This window comes from Roseibium sediminis (assembly GCF_008711325.1).
In the GTDB taxonomy this organism is placed as follows: Bacteria; Pseudomonadota; Alphaproteobacteria; order Rhizobiales; family Stappiaceae; genus Roseibium; species Roseibium sediminis.
Genome location: NZ_VXDB01000007.1, coordinates 13,896 through 28,742, shown reverse-complemented (window position 1 = coordinate 28,742; position 14,847 = coordinate 13,896). Strand labels below are relative to the sequence as shown.

Annotated in this window: 16 protein-coding genes; 9 read left to right on the top strand and 7 right to left on the bottom strand. The window is 57.5% G+C overall.

The window, feature by feature from the left end; all coding sequences use genetic code 11:
* Position 1: 1 nt before the first annotated feature.
* The 5 genes from F0155_RS08485 to secA all read right to left on the bottom strand — a co-directional run bounded on the left by F0155_RS08485 (position 2) and on the right by secA (position 7,063).
* Positions 2-1,189 carry an adenylate/guanylate cyclase domain-containing protein gene (locus tag F0155_RS08485; protein ID WP_150524075.1) on the bottom strand — a complete coding sequence of 396 codons (1,188 nt, stop codon included), beginning with the start codon at positions 1,187-1,189 and terminating at the stop codon, positions 2-4.
* A gap of 40 nt (positions 1,190-1,229) precedes the next feature.
* Entirely contained in the window at positions 1,230-2,747 is a 1,518-nt protein-coding gene (locus tag F0155_RS08480) for a glycosyltransferase family 39 protein (protein ID WP_150524074.1), read from the bottom strand.
* 7 nt (positions 2,748-2,754) lie between these two features.
* The gene (locus tag F0155_RS08475; protein ID WP_150524073.1) at positions 2,755-3,195 is read right to left on the bottom strand and encodes a GtrA family protein; all 441 of its coding nucleotides are present in this window, start codon (positions 3,193-3,195) and stop codon (positions 2,755-2,757) included.
* The gene (locus F0155_RS08470) at positions 3,188-4,210 is read right to left on the bottom strand and encodes a glycosyltransferase family 2 protein (protein ID WP_150524072.1); all 1,023 of its coding nucleotides are present in this window, start codon (positions 4,208-4,210) and stop codon (positions 3,188-3,190) included. Before F0155_RS08470 ends, F0155_RS08475 begins: the two co-directional genes overlap by 8 nt.
* Before the next feature lie 105 nt (positions 4,211-4,315).
* On the bottom strand, positions 4,316-7,063 hold the full coding sequence (gene secA / locus F0155_RS08465) for a preprotein translocase subunit SecA (RefSeq protein ID WP_150524071.1): 2,748 nt from the start codon (positions 7,061-7,063) through the stop codon (positions 4,316-4,318).
* 260 nt (positions 7,064-7,323) lie between these two features.
* Here secA and F0155_RS08460 point away from each other — a divergent pair, with 260 nt between their 5' ends.
* The 5 genes from F0155_RS08460 to F0155_RS08440 all read left to right on the top strand — a co-directional run bounded on the left by F0155_RS08460 (position 7,324) and on the right by F0155_RS08440 (position 10,742).
* Complete coding sequence (locus tag F0155_RS08460; protein ID WP_150524070.1) at positions 7,324-8,184, top strand: peptidylprolyl isomerase; 861 nt, start codon at positions 7,324-7,326, stop codon at positions 8,182-8,184.
* Between the two features lie 175 nt (positions 8,185-8,359).
* Positions 8,360-9,598, top strand: coding sequence for a bifunctional glutamate N-acetyltransferase/amino-acid acetyltransferase ArgJ (argJ, locus tag F0155_RS08455; RefSeq protein ID WP_150524069.1), 1,239 nt, complete (start codon positions 8,360-8,362; stop codon positions 9,596-9,598).
* A gap of 55 nt (positions 9,599-9,653) precedes the next feature.
* Positions 9,654-10,055 carry a (deoxy)nucleoside triphosphate pyrophosphohydrolase gene (locus F0155_RS08450; RefSeq protein WP_150524068.1) on the top strand — a complete coding sequence of 134 codons (402 nt, stop codon included), beginning with the start codon at positions 9,654-9,656 and terminating at the stop codon, positions 10,053-10,055.
* A 65-nt stretch (positions 10,056-10,120) separates the two neighbouring features.
* On the top strand, positions 10,121-10,291 hold the full coding sequence (locus F0155_RS08445) for a Flp family type IVb pilin (protein WP_150524067.1): 171 nt from the start codon (positions 10,121-10,123) through the stop codon (positions 10,289-10,291).
* Between the two features lie 229 nt (positions 10,292-10,520).
* Positions 10,521-10,742: a Flp family type IVb pilin gene (locus tag F0155_RS08440; RefSeq protein ID WP_150524066.1), complete on the top strand. Its 222-nt coding sequence runs from the start codon at positions 10,521-10,523 to the stop codon at positions 10,740-10,742.
* A gap of 3 nt (positions 10,743-10,745) precedes the next feature.
* On the opposite strand, the gene F0155_RS08435 is transcribed toward F0155_RS08440, so the two are convergent.
* The gene (locus F0155_RS08435; protein WP_150524065.1) at positions 10,746-11,627 is read right to left on the bottom strand and encodes a class I SAM-dependent methyltransferase; all 882 of its coding nucleotides are present in this window, start codon (positions 11,625-11,627) and stop codon (positions 10,746-10,748) included.
* A 104-nt stretch (positions 11,628-11,731) separates the two neighbouring features.
* On the opposite strand from F0155_RS08435, the gene F0155_RS08430 reads away from it, so the two are divergent.
* From F0155_RS08430 to F0155_RS08415, 4 genes are all read left to right on the top strand, one after another.
* A complete protein-coding gene (locus F0155_RS08430; RefSeq protein ID WP_425299917.1) occupies positions 11,732-12,523 on the top strand; it encodes a ComF family protein in 792 nt (263 codons plus the stop codon).
* Between the two features lie 106 nt (positions 12,524-12,629).
* Positions 12,630-12,887, top strand: coding sequence for a glutaredoxin 3 (grxC, locus tag F0155_RS08425; RefSeq protein ID WP_150524063.1), 258 nt, complete (start codon positions 12,630-12,632; stop codon positions 12,885-12,887).
* Positions 12,888-12,928: 41 nt separating this feature from the next.
* Positions 12,929-13,786 carry a carbon-nitrogen hydrolase family protein gene (locus tag F0155_RS08420; protein WP_150524248.1) on the top strand — a complete coding sequence of 286 codons (858 nt, stop codon included), beginning with the start codon at positions 12,929-12,931 and terminating at the stop codon, positions 13,784-13,786.
* A gap of 2 nt (positions 13,787-13,788) precedes the next feature.
* Complete coding sequence (locus F0155_RS08415) at positions 13,789-14,319, top strand: DUF1178 family protein (RefSeq protein WP_150524062.1); 531 nt, start codon at positions 13,789-13,791, stop codon at positions 14,317-14,319.
* A gap of 79 nt (positions 14,320-14,398) precedes the next feature.
* Here the strand turns inward: F0155_RS08415 and F0155_RS08410 are convergent, their stop codons facing one another.
* On the bottom strand, positions 14,399-14,821 hold the full coding sequence (locus tag F0155_RS08410; RefSeq protein ID WP_161599780.1) for a phasin family protein: 423 nt from the start codon (positions 14,819-14,821) through the stop codon (positions 14,399-14,401).
* Positions 14,822-14,847: the final 26 nt, after the last annotated feature.

Here is a 14,847-nt window from a genome sequence, read left to right as displayed (position 1 = left end):
TTCAGATCGTATAAAGCGGCTGTTCGGTTGAGAAACCGGACAGCGCGAATTTACCCACAAACCGGCTCCGTTCCATGGCCAGCCGTGCAATGTCCTCGGTGACGAGAATGTCTGTGCCCGTAGTCTTGTTAAGCGCCTCGATCCGGGCTGCTGCATGAACTGTCTGACCAATCACCGAGAAGGTCAGCCGGTCGGGAATGCCAATATTTCCGAACATCACATCTCCAACGGACAAGGCAATTCCCGCCCTGAGTTCGGGCTGATCCCCGCGTTCGGAATTGATGGCGGCGAGCTTGTGTCTTGCCTCGTCGGTCGCTGCAATCGCCTTTCGCACCGCTGCATCAAGCCCGTGCTCGCTGATGGGAAAAACGGCCAGAACAGCGTCGCCGATAAAGTCGAGGATCTCGCCGCCCTGGTGCAGCACGGCTCCGGCTGTCGCGTCGAAATAGATATTTAGCCAGCGCAGATAGTCCTTTGGCCCCAGAGCTTCGGCAATTGACGTTGAATTGCGGATATCGCTGAAAAATATCACTGCGGAAATGTTTTCGCCGTCCCCATGGCGGATCTGTCCTGACAGGACCTTTCGGCTGGCGATGCAGCCAAGATATGTGTCGGCAATCGTCTGGGCGATTTCGGCCTGCAAAGTGGCTCTGGCGGCCAGAGCGAAACGCTTCTGGAGGTATTGGATCGCAAACAGTTCCTCATCCGAGAACCCTTCCTCGGCTATTGTGGCCCAGCTAACGAGAATTCCCGTTTTCCCACGCATGTCCTGAAGGGCGGGAAGGTCAAATCCGGTCGCCAGAACCACGTAGTCCGCGTAGCCATCTTTGGATAGCTGTTCGCAGAGCGGATAATCATGGACCGAATTGGCGCCTCTCAACTTGCGGCGAAGCATATCTTCGCCGCTGTGCAGCACCGCGCGCATCGGGCTGTTGATCCAGTCCTCGCCTTCATCCTCTCTGTGCGTGTAACGCTCATGAACGGCACCGTTCCCGGCGGTCCAGTAGACCATTTCGGCCTCTATCAGCGGATGAAGCGTGGACCAGCCCAAAGTTGCCCGATCCACCTGCACGCCGCACTCGTTCAGCCGCTCACACATGCTGGCAAAGATGTCTGGCAGGCTGACCGTCTGTAATGCTTGGCCAATCAACCAATCCTCGATGCCATCGATTTCCTTCATATCAATCATGAAGGTTTTTCCCGTCACGTTCGTTGGTGGCCGAAACCCTTCAGGGTTGGCGAGGTGTCGAAACTACAACTTCATATGGCCGTATGATGGTCCAGTTTACAATGGCTGGCGGCATCTTGGCCGCAAGGGTGTATGGCAGAACCAGAGAACCTTGCCGCTTTGCCTTGGGATACAGGTTGGACATTGGGGCGGGCGGCGTGTCGCTTTCGCCTCTCCAGACCAACAGCACGCCGTTTTCTCTGAGATCCGCCTGATCCACCCAGGGAGAAGCTGCTGCGTCGTGGTCGAGATACATCGTCGGCCGATCTTCGGAAAAGAGCGTCACATGGGCTGCTGTCCACATGTCACCTGCTACAAAACGCAGAGGCGTTTTCATTTCCTCGCGCCAGATGGTGGTGAGGAGTTCCGCGCTCTCCTGACCCGGATAGTGGATGCGGCTTTGTTTGGTTTTCCAAAGCGGTTCAAGAAGGGCCTGTCCGACAATCACACCAAGAAAGATCGTCTGAATGAGGACAGCGCCGATGAGCGCAGGTCTCTCCAGTGTAACTTTGCCGGATGGCAGAAGAAACCTGACCGCGAGGATACCGGAAAGCACAAAGAGGGGCGTCCCCCACATATGCTTGAACTCATTTCCGGTGACTGCGGACATCAACAAAATGACGGCTAGAGGCAGGAACGCGAACCAAAGAAGGAAACGGTCATCGGGACAAGGACTGGAGGTGCCGTCAGCCGCTGCCTTTCCAGCCAATAGACCCCTTACGCCGCTCAAGCCGAGCAGAAGCGCGGCAATGATGAACAGTCCGGCATGGTTCGCGATCTGGGCGAGGAAGAAATTAACCGGGTTCCAAAGATGATCCATCAGGCCCTCAGGCCCCCTGCTTCGGCTGCCGGCATATTCCAGTGTCACGAAATTCGTGTCCACGAGCCAAAGCACGTGCGGCAGAAACAGAACGCCGCAGACGAGCCCTGCAATCCACGGTCCGGGTGTGGCAAGGCTGCGCCGTGCATCTGAAAACACCAACGCATAGAGGCCGATCGCGCCAATCAGGAGAGCGACGAAATACTTCGTGTAGAGGCCAAAGGCAGCAACAGCTCCCAGCAAAATCCAATCAAGGAGCCGCCCCTTCTCCAACGCCCTGTGGAACAGGAGGATCATCGCAGCCCAAACCGGGATCTGCAGGATGTTCGGGTTGAACTCGGGCAAGGGAAGCGTGAAGTAGAACGTCACGCTGGTCATCACCAGAGCCCAAAAGGCCTTCCAGTCATCGAGCCCAAGCCTGTGGGCCAGTTGCCAGATGCAGAGATAACCGACCGCAACACTCAGCGAGCTCAGCCAATAGGCTCCGAACGCATGCCCGCCAGTCAGGTGATAACTCAGTTCCAGAAGCCATGCCTGCATCGGCGGGTGCTTCGTGTAGCCAAGCGCCATTTCGCGCCCCCAGGCAAATCCTTCGACCACGTCCAGTGGAGGATTTGGGAAGAGGAGTGAAGGGATAAGGGCCCACAGAAGCAGGGTGAGGGAGCAATACCAGAAAGCTGCCCGGGATGCCGACATCATGCGTCTTTCACGTATCTGAAGAAGGGGTTGGATCAGAAAAGGCCCAGAAACGGGAGCCGAGGAAACTCAGGCCTGGAACAATCGCAATCGAAAAGATGAGACCGACGGAGTCCGGCCAATTCGTGAACTGGAGCCAGGCTGTCAGGACAACGTTGTTGGCAAGAAAGCCCAAAACCGCAATCACGAGGAAACGTGCCATTCTGCGGCCTGCGGTTCCGTGATGTCCCTGCGCTTTGAAGCTCCAGAAATGATGACCTGCGAAGGACACGACAAATGCAATGACAAAGCCGAGAATGTTCGATCCATAAGCTCCGAACAGGCTGCTCTGCAAGGCGACAAGCGCGACAACACTATGGGTCAGGGTGGCCGCTATACCAACGAGCGCAAACCGGCTTGCTGTCGCAGCCTCGGCGCGAACGCGGCTGGTGCGGACATCCTGTTCAGTCATCGTGTGCCTTGCTGTCGGTCTTTGCGTCGACCCCGGTTATGACATCCTGAACCAGATAGACGGGGCGCTGCTTTGCCTCACCAAACAGGCGTGCAATGTATTCACCAACCATGCCGATTGAGAGGAGCTGAATCCCCGAAAAGAACAGGACTGCGACCATGAGAGATGCGTAGCCCGGAACATCGACACCATAGATCAGGACCTTGATGACCGTATAGAGGGCGTAGACAAGTGCCAATCCGGCAATCCCGACCCCGCCGTAAAGCCAGACGCGAAGCGGAAGCGTGGTGAAGGCCGTCAGGCCGTCAATGGCAAAGTTCCAGAGTTTCCAATAGTTCCATTTGCCTTCACCCGCGCGCCGTGCCGGGCGCTCGTAGGGAATGGCCATGGACGGAAAGCCGACCCATGCAAACAGTCCCTTCATGAAGCGATTGCGTTCGGGGAGCTTGTGCAGTGCTTCAATGACAGCGCGGTCGATCAGGCGGAAGTCGCCTGCATTGGCTGGCATGTTGATATGGGCGAGGCGGTTGAACAGCTTGTAGAACAGGCCGGCCGTGGAGCGCTTCAAGAACGTGTCGGACGAGCGGTCAACGCGCATGCCGTAGACCACATCGTATCCTGAACGCCAGCCCTCAACCATCTGGGGGATCAATGAGGGAGGGTCCTGAAGGTCCGCATCCAGAACGATGGCAACATCGCCACTGACATGGGAGAGACCTGCTGTGAGCGCGGCTTCCTTGCCGAAGTTTCTGGACAGGCCGATCAGCTTTCCCGGAAGGCCATCTTTCAGCTTTTGCGCAATCACATCCGCTGTTGTGTCGTGGCTGCCGTCGTCGACAAAAATGTATTCGAATGGCAGGCTGAGGGCTGAGAGGACTTTGTCGGTTTCCTCGAGAAAATGCGGAATGACTTCGGCTTCGTTGAAGACCGGAACAATCAGGCTGATCAGGGGCGTTTCCGGGCGCGTTTGCGACCGCCGTTCGAAATAGACCTTAGCCTGAGTTCGTGTTGCCATGTCCGGGGTTCCGGTTTTTTCGAGGCCGCGGTGCGGTCCTGATGTCATGAATCAAAAAGGCCGGACCTTTTCGAGGTCCGGCCCCTTTTTACCAATGTCGGCAAATCACACAAGCGCGCCGTGGCAGTGCTTGAACTTCTTGCCGGATCCGCATGGGCATTGTTCGTTGCGTCCGACCTTGCCCCAGCTTTCCGGATTGGCCGGGTCCAGCTCGGCGGTTTCGAACTCGTTTTCACCTGTGAGCGGATTGATATGCTGAGGATGCATTTCCGGCAGCGGTGCTGGTTCGGGGAAGTCCGGTTCCTGCACCAGTTCCACCCGCATGAGCTGGGTGGTTGTCACCTGACGCAGCTGGGTCAGCATCGTCTCGAACAAGGTGAAGGATTCGGTCTTGTATTCCTGCAGCGGATCGCGCTGGGCATAGCCGCGGAAGCCGACGACCGAGCGAAGGTGATCCAGATTTGCCAGATGCTCGCGCCACAGAGTGTCGAGCGTCTGCAGGAGGAACATTTTCTCCACCTGGCGCATGATGGCCGGTGTGTATTTTGCGGCCTTCTGCGCCATGATTTCGTCTGCAGCCCGCTTCAAGCGCGCCGTGACTTCCTCTTCCGCAATGCCTTCCTCGTTCGCCCAGTCTTTCACCGGCAGATCGAGATTGAGAACGTTGCGAACTTCTTCCTGTAGCCCGTCCGTATCCCATTGTTCTGGATAGGCGCGCTCGGGAATGTGACGGGAAACAAGGTCGTCGATCACGTCGTGGCGCATGTCCGCAACGGTTTCCTGCAGAGCCTCGCCATCCATCAGCTCGATACGCTGTTCGAAGACCACCTTGCGCTGGTCGTTCATCACGTCGTCGAACTTGAGCAGGTTCTTGCGGATGTCGAAGTTGCGGGATTCAACCTTCTGCTGGGCTTTCGCCAGAGCGCGGTTGATCCAGGGATGGGTGATGGCTTCGCCTTCTTCCAGCCCGAGTTTCTGCAGCATCGTGTCCATGCGCTCGGATCCGAAGATGCGCATAAGATCGTCCTGAAGCGACAGGAAGAACTTCGAATGACCCGGGTCGCCCTGACGGCCTGAACGACCGCGCAGCTGGTTGTCGATGCGGCGGCTTTCGTGGCGTTCGGTGCCGATCACATAGAGACCGCCAGCCTGAAGCGCCTTCTGCTTGAGCTCTTCCACTTCCGCGCGGATGGCCGCTTCCCTTGCCTTGCGCTCTTCGCCTTCCGGCATTTCTGCCAGTTCGCCTTCGACACGCTGCTCCGGGTTGCCCCCAAGCTGAATGTCCGTACCGCGGCCAGCCATGTTGGTCGCGATCGTCACTGCGCCCGGCAAGCCGGCCTCGCTGATGATCATCGCTTCCTGCTCATGGTAGCGGGCATTGAGGACCGCAAATACCTTGGACTTTGCCCCGCCCTGCTTCTGGGCTTCGGCAAATGCCTTCGGGTTGGTCACGTCGATCTGCTTGTAGCCGTGCTTCTTCAGACGCTCGGCCAGATATTCGGATTTCTCGATCGAGGTCGTGCCGACGAGAACCGGCTGGCCTCGTTCCTTGCAGTCGTCAATCAGGGTGACGATCGCGGAGTATTTTTCCTCGACGGTCCGATAGACCTCGTCGTCTTCATCCACACGCAGAACCTGCACGTTTGTCGGAATTTCAACGACTTCCAGGCCGTAGATGTCGGCAAATTCGTCTGCTTCCGTCAAAGCCGTACCGGTCATGCCGGCCAGCTTGTCATACATGCGGAAGTAGTTCTGGAACGTGATGGAGGCCAGCGTCTGGTTTTCTGGCTGGATGCGAACCTTTTCGCGAGCTTCCAGAGCCTGGTGCAGGCCTTCGGAGAAACGGCGCCCCGGCATCATGCGCCCGGTGAACTCGTCGATGATGACGACTTCGTTGTTGCGGACAATGTAGTCCTTGTCGCGCTGGAACAGCTTGTGTGCCTTCAGAGCCTGCTGCAGGTGGTGGACGATGGAGACGTTTTCAACGTCATAGAGCGAGTCGCCCTTCATCAGCCCGGCCTCACGCAGGAGGCCTTCCAGTTTTTCGTTGCCGGCTTCGGTAAAGGTTGCCGAGCGCTGCTTTTCGTCGAGTTCGAAATCTTCTTCGGTCAGCGCCGGAATGAAGGCGTCCACCGTGTTGTAGAATTCGGAGCGATCTTCAAGCGGGCCGGAAATGATCAGCGGCGTACGTGCTTCGTCGATCAGGATGGAGTCCACCTCATCGACGATTGCAAAGTTGTGGCCGCGTTGAACCATCGACTCGCGGTCGTGCTTCATATTGTCGCGGAGGTAGTCGAAGCCGAACTCGTTGTTCGTGCCGTAGGTCACATCCGACGCATAGGCGGCGCGGCGCTGTTCGTCGGAAAGACCGTGAACAATGCAGCCGACTGTCAGGCCGAGGAACTTGTAGACGCGCCCCATCCACTCGCTGTCGCGCTGCGCCAGATAGTCGTTGACGGTGACCACATGGACGCCGCGGCCGGTCAGGGCATTGAGGTAAACCGGAGCCGTTGCGACAAGTGTCTTGCCCTCACCGGTTCGCATTTCTGCGATCTGACCGGAGTCCAGAACCATGCCGCCGATGAGCTGAACATCATAGTGACGCTGCCCAAGGGCGCGGCGCGCTGCCTCTCGAACGGTGGCGAAAGCAGGAATAAGCAGGTCTTCCAGCGATTTGCCGTTAGCGAGTTCCTGCCGAAATTCGCCCGTGCGCGCCCGCAGCTCTTCATCCGTGAGGGCCTTTAGGCTCTCTTCCAATGCGTTGACCTGCTGGACCTTTGCCCTGAATGCCTTGACCTTGCGGTCATTTGCAGATCCGAAAATTTTACGTGCCAGTGCGCCAAGGCCAGCCATGTGGCGGTCCTTCCCTAAAGGGCGGCGCAAGCGACAGGCGCCAGCCCATGAAATCGTCTCAATTGCTGTCCATGACCGTGGGTGTGCCGATTGTGCGCATCCAGATCACGGCGAAAGTCTCGTTCATCCTCCTCAGAACGAACGACCGACAGATAAGAGTGGGTCGGAAGCTTGTCAACGCCGCTGGTTTGAGCAAAGTAGGCGCACACCAAATCGGGAGGCATCGCCTTCCTGTGTTTTGACAATAAAAAGGGCACCTGATGTTCCGCACAAATTTTCTCCGGCCGTTGCGCATGGTCATGATCCCGGCCGTGGCCGTTACGCTCGGGGTATCTTCCGTTTCAGCAGCGGAGCCGGGCGATGTGATCGCCAAGGTGGGCGAGACTGAAATCACCGAGGCGGATATCGCATTCGCAGCCCAGGATCTGGGGCAGGAACTCCAGCGATTCCCGCCGTCGCAATGGCGCGGCATTCTTCTGGACGTGATCGTCGACATGCAGCTTTTGGCGCAGGCCGCACGTGAAGCCGAGATCGAAAAGGACCCCGATTTTCAAAAGCAGCTGGAGTTCCTGAAGCTCCGGGCTCTTCGCAACGCATATATCGCCCAGAAGATCGAAGGCGGTGTGACCGAAGACGACGTCAAGGCTGCCTATGAGAAGGAATTTGCCGACTTTGAAGGTGACGAGGAGATTAATGCCCGTCACATCCTTGTGAAGGAAAAGGCAGAGGCAGAAGCCATCATCAAGGAACTGGAAGGCGGAGCCGATTTCATCGAGCTGGCCAAGGAAAAATCCACGGGCCCGTCCGGTCCGAACGGCGGTGACCTGGGCTTCTTTGTTCGCGGCCAGATGGTGAAGCCGTTTGAAGATGCGGTTTTTGCTCTTGAGCCCGGTGCGATCACCAAGGAGCCGGTTGAAACGCAGTTCGGCTGGCATGTCATCAAGCTGGAAGAACGCCGTCGTCAACCGAAGCCAAGCCTTGAAGATGTGGCTCAGGGGCTGCGTCAACAGCTGGCGCGCGACCAGTACACAAAGATCATGGACGATCTGAAGTCCCGCGTGACGGTCGAAATCCTCGATGAAGACCTGAAGAAGCCGGAAGGCGAAGCTCCGGCGCAATAAGCCAGAAACGCGCTGACGAAATAAAAATGCCCGGCTTTTCGAAGGGGAAGGCCGGGCATTTTGTTTGCTCATCACAAAATAGATGTTCGGACCACCTGTTTGACCAAACAAGCGCTTGCGAACGGGGGCTGCATGGGGCAAGCCTCCTGTGAACGACACTTTTGGATACACTGCCATGTCTACGACTGTTTCCCCTCTTGCTCCGACTTCCTATGTGGACATGCCCCGCATTGAGGGCGTTCGCTTTGCTACCGGCATGGCCGGTATCAAATATCGCGGGCGCACGGACGTCCTTCTGGCGTCTCTTCGCGAGGGAACCACGGTTGCCGGCGTCTTTACCCGGTCCAAGTGCCCGTCGGCTCCGGTCGACTGGTGCCGGTCCGTTCTTCCGAAAGGTCTGGCGCGCGGCCTGATGGTGAATTCGGGAAATGCGAACGCATTTACCGGGAAAAAGGGCAAGGCGGCTGTCGAGCTTTCGGCGCAGATCGCCAGCAAGGCGCTTGGCTGTGATTTGGGGGAAGTGTTTCTGGCTTCCACCGGCGTGATCGGCGAGCCACTTCCGGCGGAGAAATTCGAAGGGGTGATTGAGGGTCTTGTGTCCGGTGAGGAGACCACCTGGCTGGAAGCTGCCAAGGCGATCATGACCACCGACACCTATCCGAAGGTTGCGACGCAGAGCGCCGACATGGGTGGGGCGACGGTTCACATCAACGGAATTGCCAAGGGGGCGGGCATGATCGCGCCGGACATGGCGACCATGTTGTCCTTCATCTTCACCGACGCTCCGGTCTCCGCAGCTGTTCTGCAGCAGGCCCTGTCCGGTGAGACCGATGGCAGCTTCAATTCAATTACGGTCGACAGTGACACCTCGACATCCGATACGGTTCTGCTGTTTGCAACGGGCGCTGCCGCCGAGCGTGGTGTGGCGCCGCTTGAGAGCGCATCTGACCCACGTTATGCAGCTTTCTGCATTTCCCTGCGTGCTGTGATGCAGAACCTTTCTCAACAAATCGTGCGTGATGGTGAAGGGGCGACCAAGTTCGTTGAAGTTCAGGTCACCGGTGCCGAGAGCGATGCATCCGCACGCCGGATTGCACTTTCGATTGCCAATTCCCCGCTCGTCAAGACAGCTGTTGCCGGTGAGGATGCCAACTGGGGCCGCGTCGTGATGGCGGTGGGCAAGGCCGGGGAACCCGCCGACCGTGACCGGCTTGCAATCTGGTTTGGCGATGTGCGTGTTGCCGTTGAAGGCGAGCGTGATCCAAACTATTCCGAGGAGGCTGCATCGGCGGTGATGCGCCAGCAGGAAATTGTCATCAAGGTTGATCTCGGGTTGGGTGGCGGAAAGGCCGCTGTCTGGACCTGTGACCTGACGAAGGAATATGTTGCCATCAACGGCGACTATCGGAGCTGACCTGTTCGATGGCGGCCAAAGTGCCGCCGTCCTCATGGCTTGATCAGGAAAGTCTATGAAGTTCGTTCTTGTTGTTGCCTGTGCCCTTGTTGATGCTGATCGACGTGTGCTGCTTGCGCGCCGTCCCGAAGGAAAGAGCATGGCTGGGCTGTGGGAATTTCCCGGTGGCAAGGTTGAGGCCGGAGAACGACCGGAACAGTCCCTGATTCGGGAGTTGCGGGAAGAGCTGGGCATAGATGTCGAAGAGCCCTGCCTTGCTCCTCTGACATTTGCCAGCCACGGCTATGATGATTTTCACCTGCTGATGCCGCTCTATATCTGTCGACGCTGGAACGGTACTGTTTCCGGCAAGGAAGGGCAGGAGCTCGCCTGGGTCAGGCCTGTCCGGCTGCGGGATTACCCCATGCCCGAGGCGGATATCCCTTTGATTCCACACCTTATGGATGTGTTGTCATGATGCATTAAGGTCTTGCGTGTATTTTGTGCGCATTGACCGCTGTGTTGAATGGAAAGCATCCGGGTATGTTGTTTCAGGTCCTGATCAGGCTCTGCCGCGACCAGAGGGGCGTTACCTCCTCCGAGTACGGTGTGCTGTTCGGACTGATTTCCCTTGCAACTCTCGCAACGTTTGCCGCCACTATTGGCGAGTTGGACGATGTATTTGCCTTGGTGCGCGGCATGTTTGGTGCCTGATTGTGATGTCACCTCCAAAAGTCGCTCACAGACTATCTCCCCGCAACTGACATTCTCCGATTGATCTGTCCTAGCGTTGCCGTCCGTTCGCCCTGGTGTATCGCCGCCCTTCGTTTGCACGACTCCTCTAGGGTTGTGCTTTTGTGCCTCCTGCACTTACGGATCGTTAATATGTCTCTGTTCTTCTGAGTAGGGTTACGTAGCGTCAAAAATATTTCGGCGGACAATCATGATCAGGCGACTTTTTCGCACTCTGAGGGACGACGAGCGTGGGTTCTCCACGATCGAATATGGCATGCTTGCCGGAATCGTTTCCCTTGGTCTGCTCGGGGCCGCCATGACCGTTGGTGACGGCGTCGGTAATTCGCTCAGGGAACTGCAATCGACGATGAGCAAGTTCACCGTGATCGTTGTGGATGACGAGGAACAGCAAACCCACAAGCGGAAATAACTCTCAGGACTTGCTTGTATCTTTCAGGACTTCTGCGAGGCTGACTTTTCCGGAACCCGGTTTCAACGGTTTTTGTTGGCTTTCATGAGGTTTCCAACCACTGATGGTGACCAGTGAAAAGGTCGCCCTGATCCGCCCGTCCGGGTCCGAATAGTCAGTGGCATAGAGTTCTGCAGCTCTCAGCAGCACATCGCGGCGCAAAGGCGTTCTTGGGCGATCTGTCAAAACCGAAGTCGCGCCCATGACCCGCAGATCCTTCAAGAGCCCGAACAGATTGTCATAGCGCACGGTCATCCGGTCCACATCGGCAACGGGAAGGGCAAAACCTGCTCTCTGCAGCAAGCCGCCAAGATCCCGTGTGTCGGCAAACGGAGACACTCTGGGAGAAACACCTCCTGCCACATCGATTTCTGCTCGCATCAGCACATCGCGCAATTCGTTCAACGTGTCTGCACCGGGCAGTGTGGCCAGAAGCAGCCCGTCTGGTCGAAGAGCCCGATTGAGCTGGATCAGGGTGCCGGGCAGATCATTCACAAGGTGCAGGTGCAGCGCCGATACGATCAGATCGACGCTTTCGTCTTTCAGGGGGGGCTGAGCGTCGTCGATGACACAGGCAGGTGAAGTGCCCTTGTTCGTCGGACACAGGATATCCATTCGAAATACCGTTCCCACGTTGGGGGCTCGGCCAAGCGCCTCTTCGACCAGCGATGAATGCCCGCCGACATCAAGGGCGACCGGGAAATCCCGCTTGATGGTCGCCAGACGGTCCTCGATATCCTCGGCGACAAGCCGCATGAGGAAGTCAGCACCATTGCCAACATTCTTCAGCGCGCGCTGCCACCGCAGTTTCAAGGCGTGCCTGTCAAATATGTCCGGCTGTCCCATGGGCCTGATCCGATACTCGCGTCACTGTTTTCCTGTTGTGCTTCACATAGGGCATTGCTTCACAACTGGTCAAAGGCTCATATGGTGAAACCTGTTTGCAGAGGGTGCTTTTGCGGTTGGAGACGATCGGCATTTCCGGTGCTGTAAAACGTCTGGCGTCTTGGACGAAACCGGTCGGTCGGGTGGTCCTAGATATTCTGCTTCCTCCAAGATGTGCCGCTTGCCCGCAGGAGATCGCCGAAGACGCTGGCTTATGTCCTGCTTGTTGGGCGACCATGCCATTTATCGAGCACCCGGTCTGCCATCGTTTTGGAACTCCGTTCACGCACGAGATTGGCGTTGCGGCCCTGAGCCCGCGTGCCATCGCCGAACCGCCGGAATTTGACCGCTGCCGCTCCGCCTGCCTCTATCAGGGGCCTGCGAAGGACCTTGTGCATGCGCTGAAGTTTTCACGGCGACGGGAGTTGGCCGATCCGATGGGCCGCTGGATGGCGCGTGCGGGCCGAGAACTTCTCGGCGAAGCCGCTCTTCTTGTTCCGGTGCCGCTTCACCGTGTGCGGCTGATCAAAAGGCAGTTCAACCAATCTGCGGATCTTGCGCGGGCAATTGCGCGCCATGGAGGGGGAGAGTATCAGCCCGAGGTTTTGCGAAGGGTCAAGAACACGCGGCCCCAGGTAGGACTGACAGCAAAGCAGAGGCAAAAGAACATTCGCGGCGCGTTTGTCGTACCACCGGAACAGCGCGGGCTGATTGCTGGACGGCGGGTGGTGCTCGTTGACGACGTCTTCACAACTGGTTCAACGGTTGAGGCCTGCGCGCGGGTTCTTTTGCGGCAAGGGGCTGTTTGCGTTGATGTTTTGACATTTGCTGTCGCAAGTGACTGGCTTGAAACCTGAGCTGTGCGCAGGAAGGCGCAGTTGATGTGCCCTTGTGGGGCGTCATCGGCATCACATATAAGCTGCCTTGCAACAACGTGATGCTTCAGGAAGGCCAAGGCTTCTCATGACCGATGTGGTTATCTACACCCGCCAATTGTGCGGCTTCTGCACCGCTGCCAAGCGGCTCCTCGACAAGAAAAACGTCGCTTATACCGAACATGATGCCACCTTCGATCCGGAGCTTCGCAAGGCGATGATCCAGAAGGCAAATGGCCGCTCAACCTTTCCGCAGATCTTCATTGGCAAAACCCATGTCGGTGGCTGCGATGATCTGCATGACCTTGAGCGGAGCGGCAAGCTGGATCAGTTGCTGTCGAAGTAGAAAATTGACTTCGCAGCGGCCAGACCGGGATGGAAAGCATGATGGATGAGTTCGTAGCTGCCTGCATCCAGTTGAGAAGCAGCCGGGATGTGTCCGCAAATCTGGAAACAACGATCGCCCTGATCCGCGAAGCGGTGCGGGACAGTGGTGCGAACTTTGTCCAAACCCCCGAGATGACCAACTTGTTGGTCCGCAGCAGGGACGAGTTGTTCGAAAAAATCCGTCCGGAAGAAGATGATCCGTTTGTTCAGGCCTTGAGCAAGCTCGCGGGCGAACTGAAAATCGTCCTGCACGTCGGATCGCTCGCTGTTCTCGCGGCAAGGGATGTTGCAGCCAACCGCGGATACATGATTGGTCCTAACGGCAGCATTGCTGCGCGTTACGACAAGATCCACATGTTCGACGTGGATTTGCCCAACGGTGAGAGCTGGCGGGAATCTTCGACCTACCAGCCGGGAACACAGGCACGCGTTGTTGACTTGCCGGTGGGCCGTGTCGGCATGGGCATCTGCTATGATGTTCGCTTTCCGGACCTCTTTCGCAGACAGGCGCGGGCTGGTGCAACGGTTCTGACAGCTCCGGCAGCCTTTACCCGTCAAACGGGGCAGGCGCACTGGCATGTGCTGCAGAGGTCGCGGGCGATTGAAAACGGGGCCTTCGTGATTTCGGCGGCCCAGACCGGACATCATGAAGACGGTCGGGAAACCTTCGGGCATAGTGTCATCGTGGACCCTTGGGGCAAGGTGCTTAGTGAGCAGGCTGATGACCAGCCGGGCTATGGCGCAGCAACAATCCGCTTGAAAGATGCGGAAAATGCGCGCAAAAGCGTCCCCGTCTTGAAGAACGAGAGAGAATTCGATCTGGAAGAAGTGAGTTTCCAGGTGGTCAAGGAGACGTAACGGTGATCCGCTACAACCTGATTTGCGAGTTGGACCATACCTTTGAGGGCTGGTTTCGAAATTCGGAAGACTACGAAGTGCAGAATGCTGCAAATCAGGTGGAATGCCCGGTCTGTACCTCTACCGACATCTCCAAGGTGTTGATGGCCCCGGCCGTTTCCACGTCGCGCAAGCGGGAAGCGCGCGTGATCCCTGCGTCCGACCAGGTTCCGATGCCCGCGAACAGTGGGGATCAGATGGCTGCTGCGGTTCCAGCCGGAGGGGCTCTGCCACAAGTTCGGGAAGCTGCCCTTCTGCCGCAGGATCTACGCCAGAAGGAGATTGTTGCCGCGTTGCGCCAGCTTCGGTCCAAGATGCTGGAAAATTCCGAGAATGTCGGCGACAAGTTCGCCGAGGAAGCTCGGAAGATCCATTATGGAGATGCGGAAGAGCGCGCCATTCACGGTCAGACCAGCCCCCAGGATGTGGCTGATCTGGTGGATGAGGGCATATCCATCCTGCCACTACCGGTTCTGCCAGAAGACAATAACTGAGCTCAGCCAGCCTCTTTATCGCTGCGATACACGAGCCGCTCAGAGCCGCTGATTTCAGGTGTGAGCGGGTGAGCCGGGTTTATTCGCCGCGCTTGATGTCGCGATAATTGCTTGCCGTAATCTGACCAAGCCGCTGCACAGCCGCAACACTCGTGCCGAACTGATCCTGCAGTGCTTCGTATTGTCCGCTTGAGTGGACCGTGTAGTCCTCCGCCATGTCAGTGAAGAACTGTTCGGTTTGCGCCAGGACATCGGTTGGGTCACTGCAAGTTCCAAGGCGCTGAAGATATTCCAGATCCTTTTGCAGGCGGGACGCCACGAAGCGGAGTTGCGCTCCAATGACAGTCTCGGCCTGCTGCCACAGGCAGCCCTGATAGTCTTCAAGACACCTGCAGTCGGAAGGGCAGAAGCGGGACTTTCCGGTTTCCGGATCGTTCCGACGACAACTCACGCTGTCCAGATCATGAGCCTCTGCGGATTCGGGAATGCTATGCTTTGTCACGACTGACCTCCCATGCCTTTGGCCGG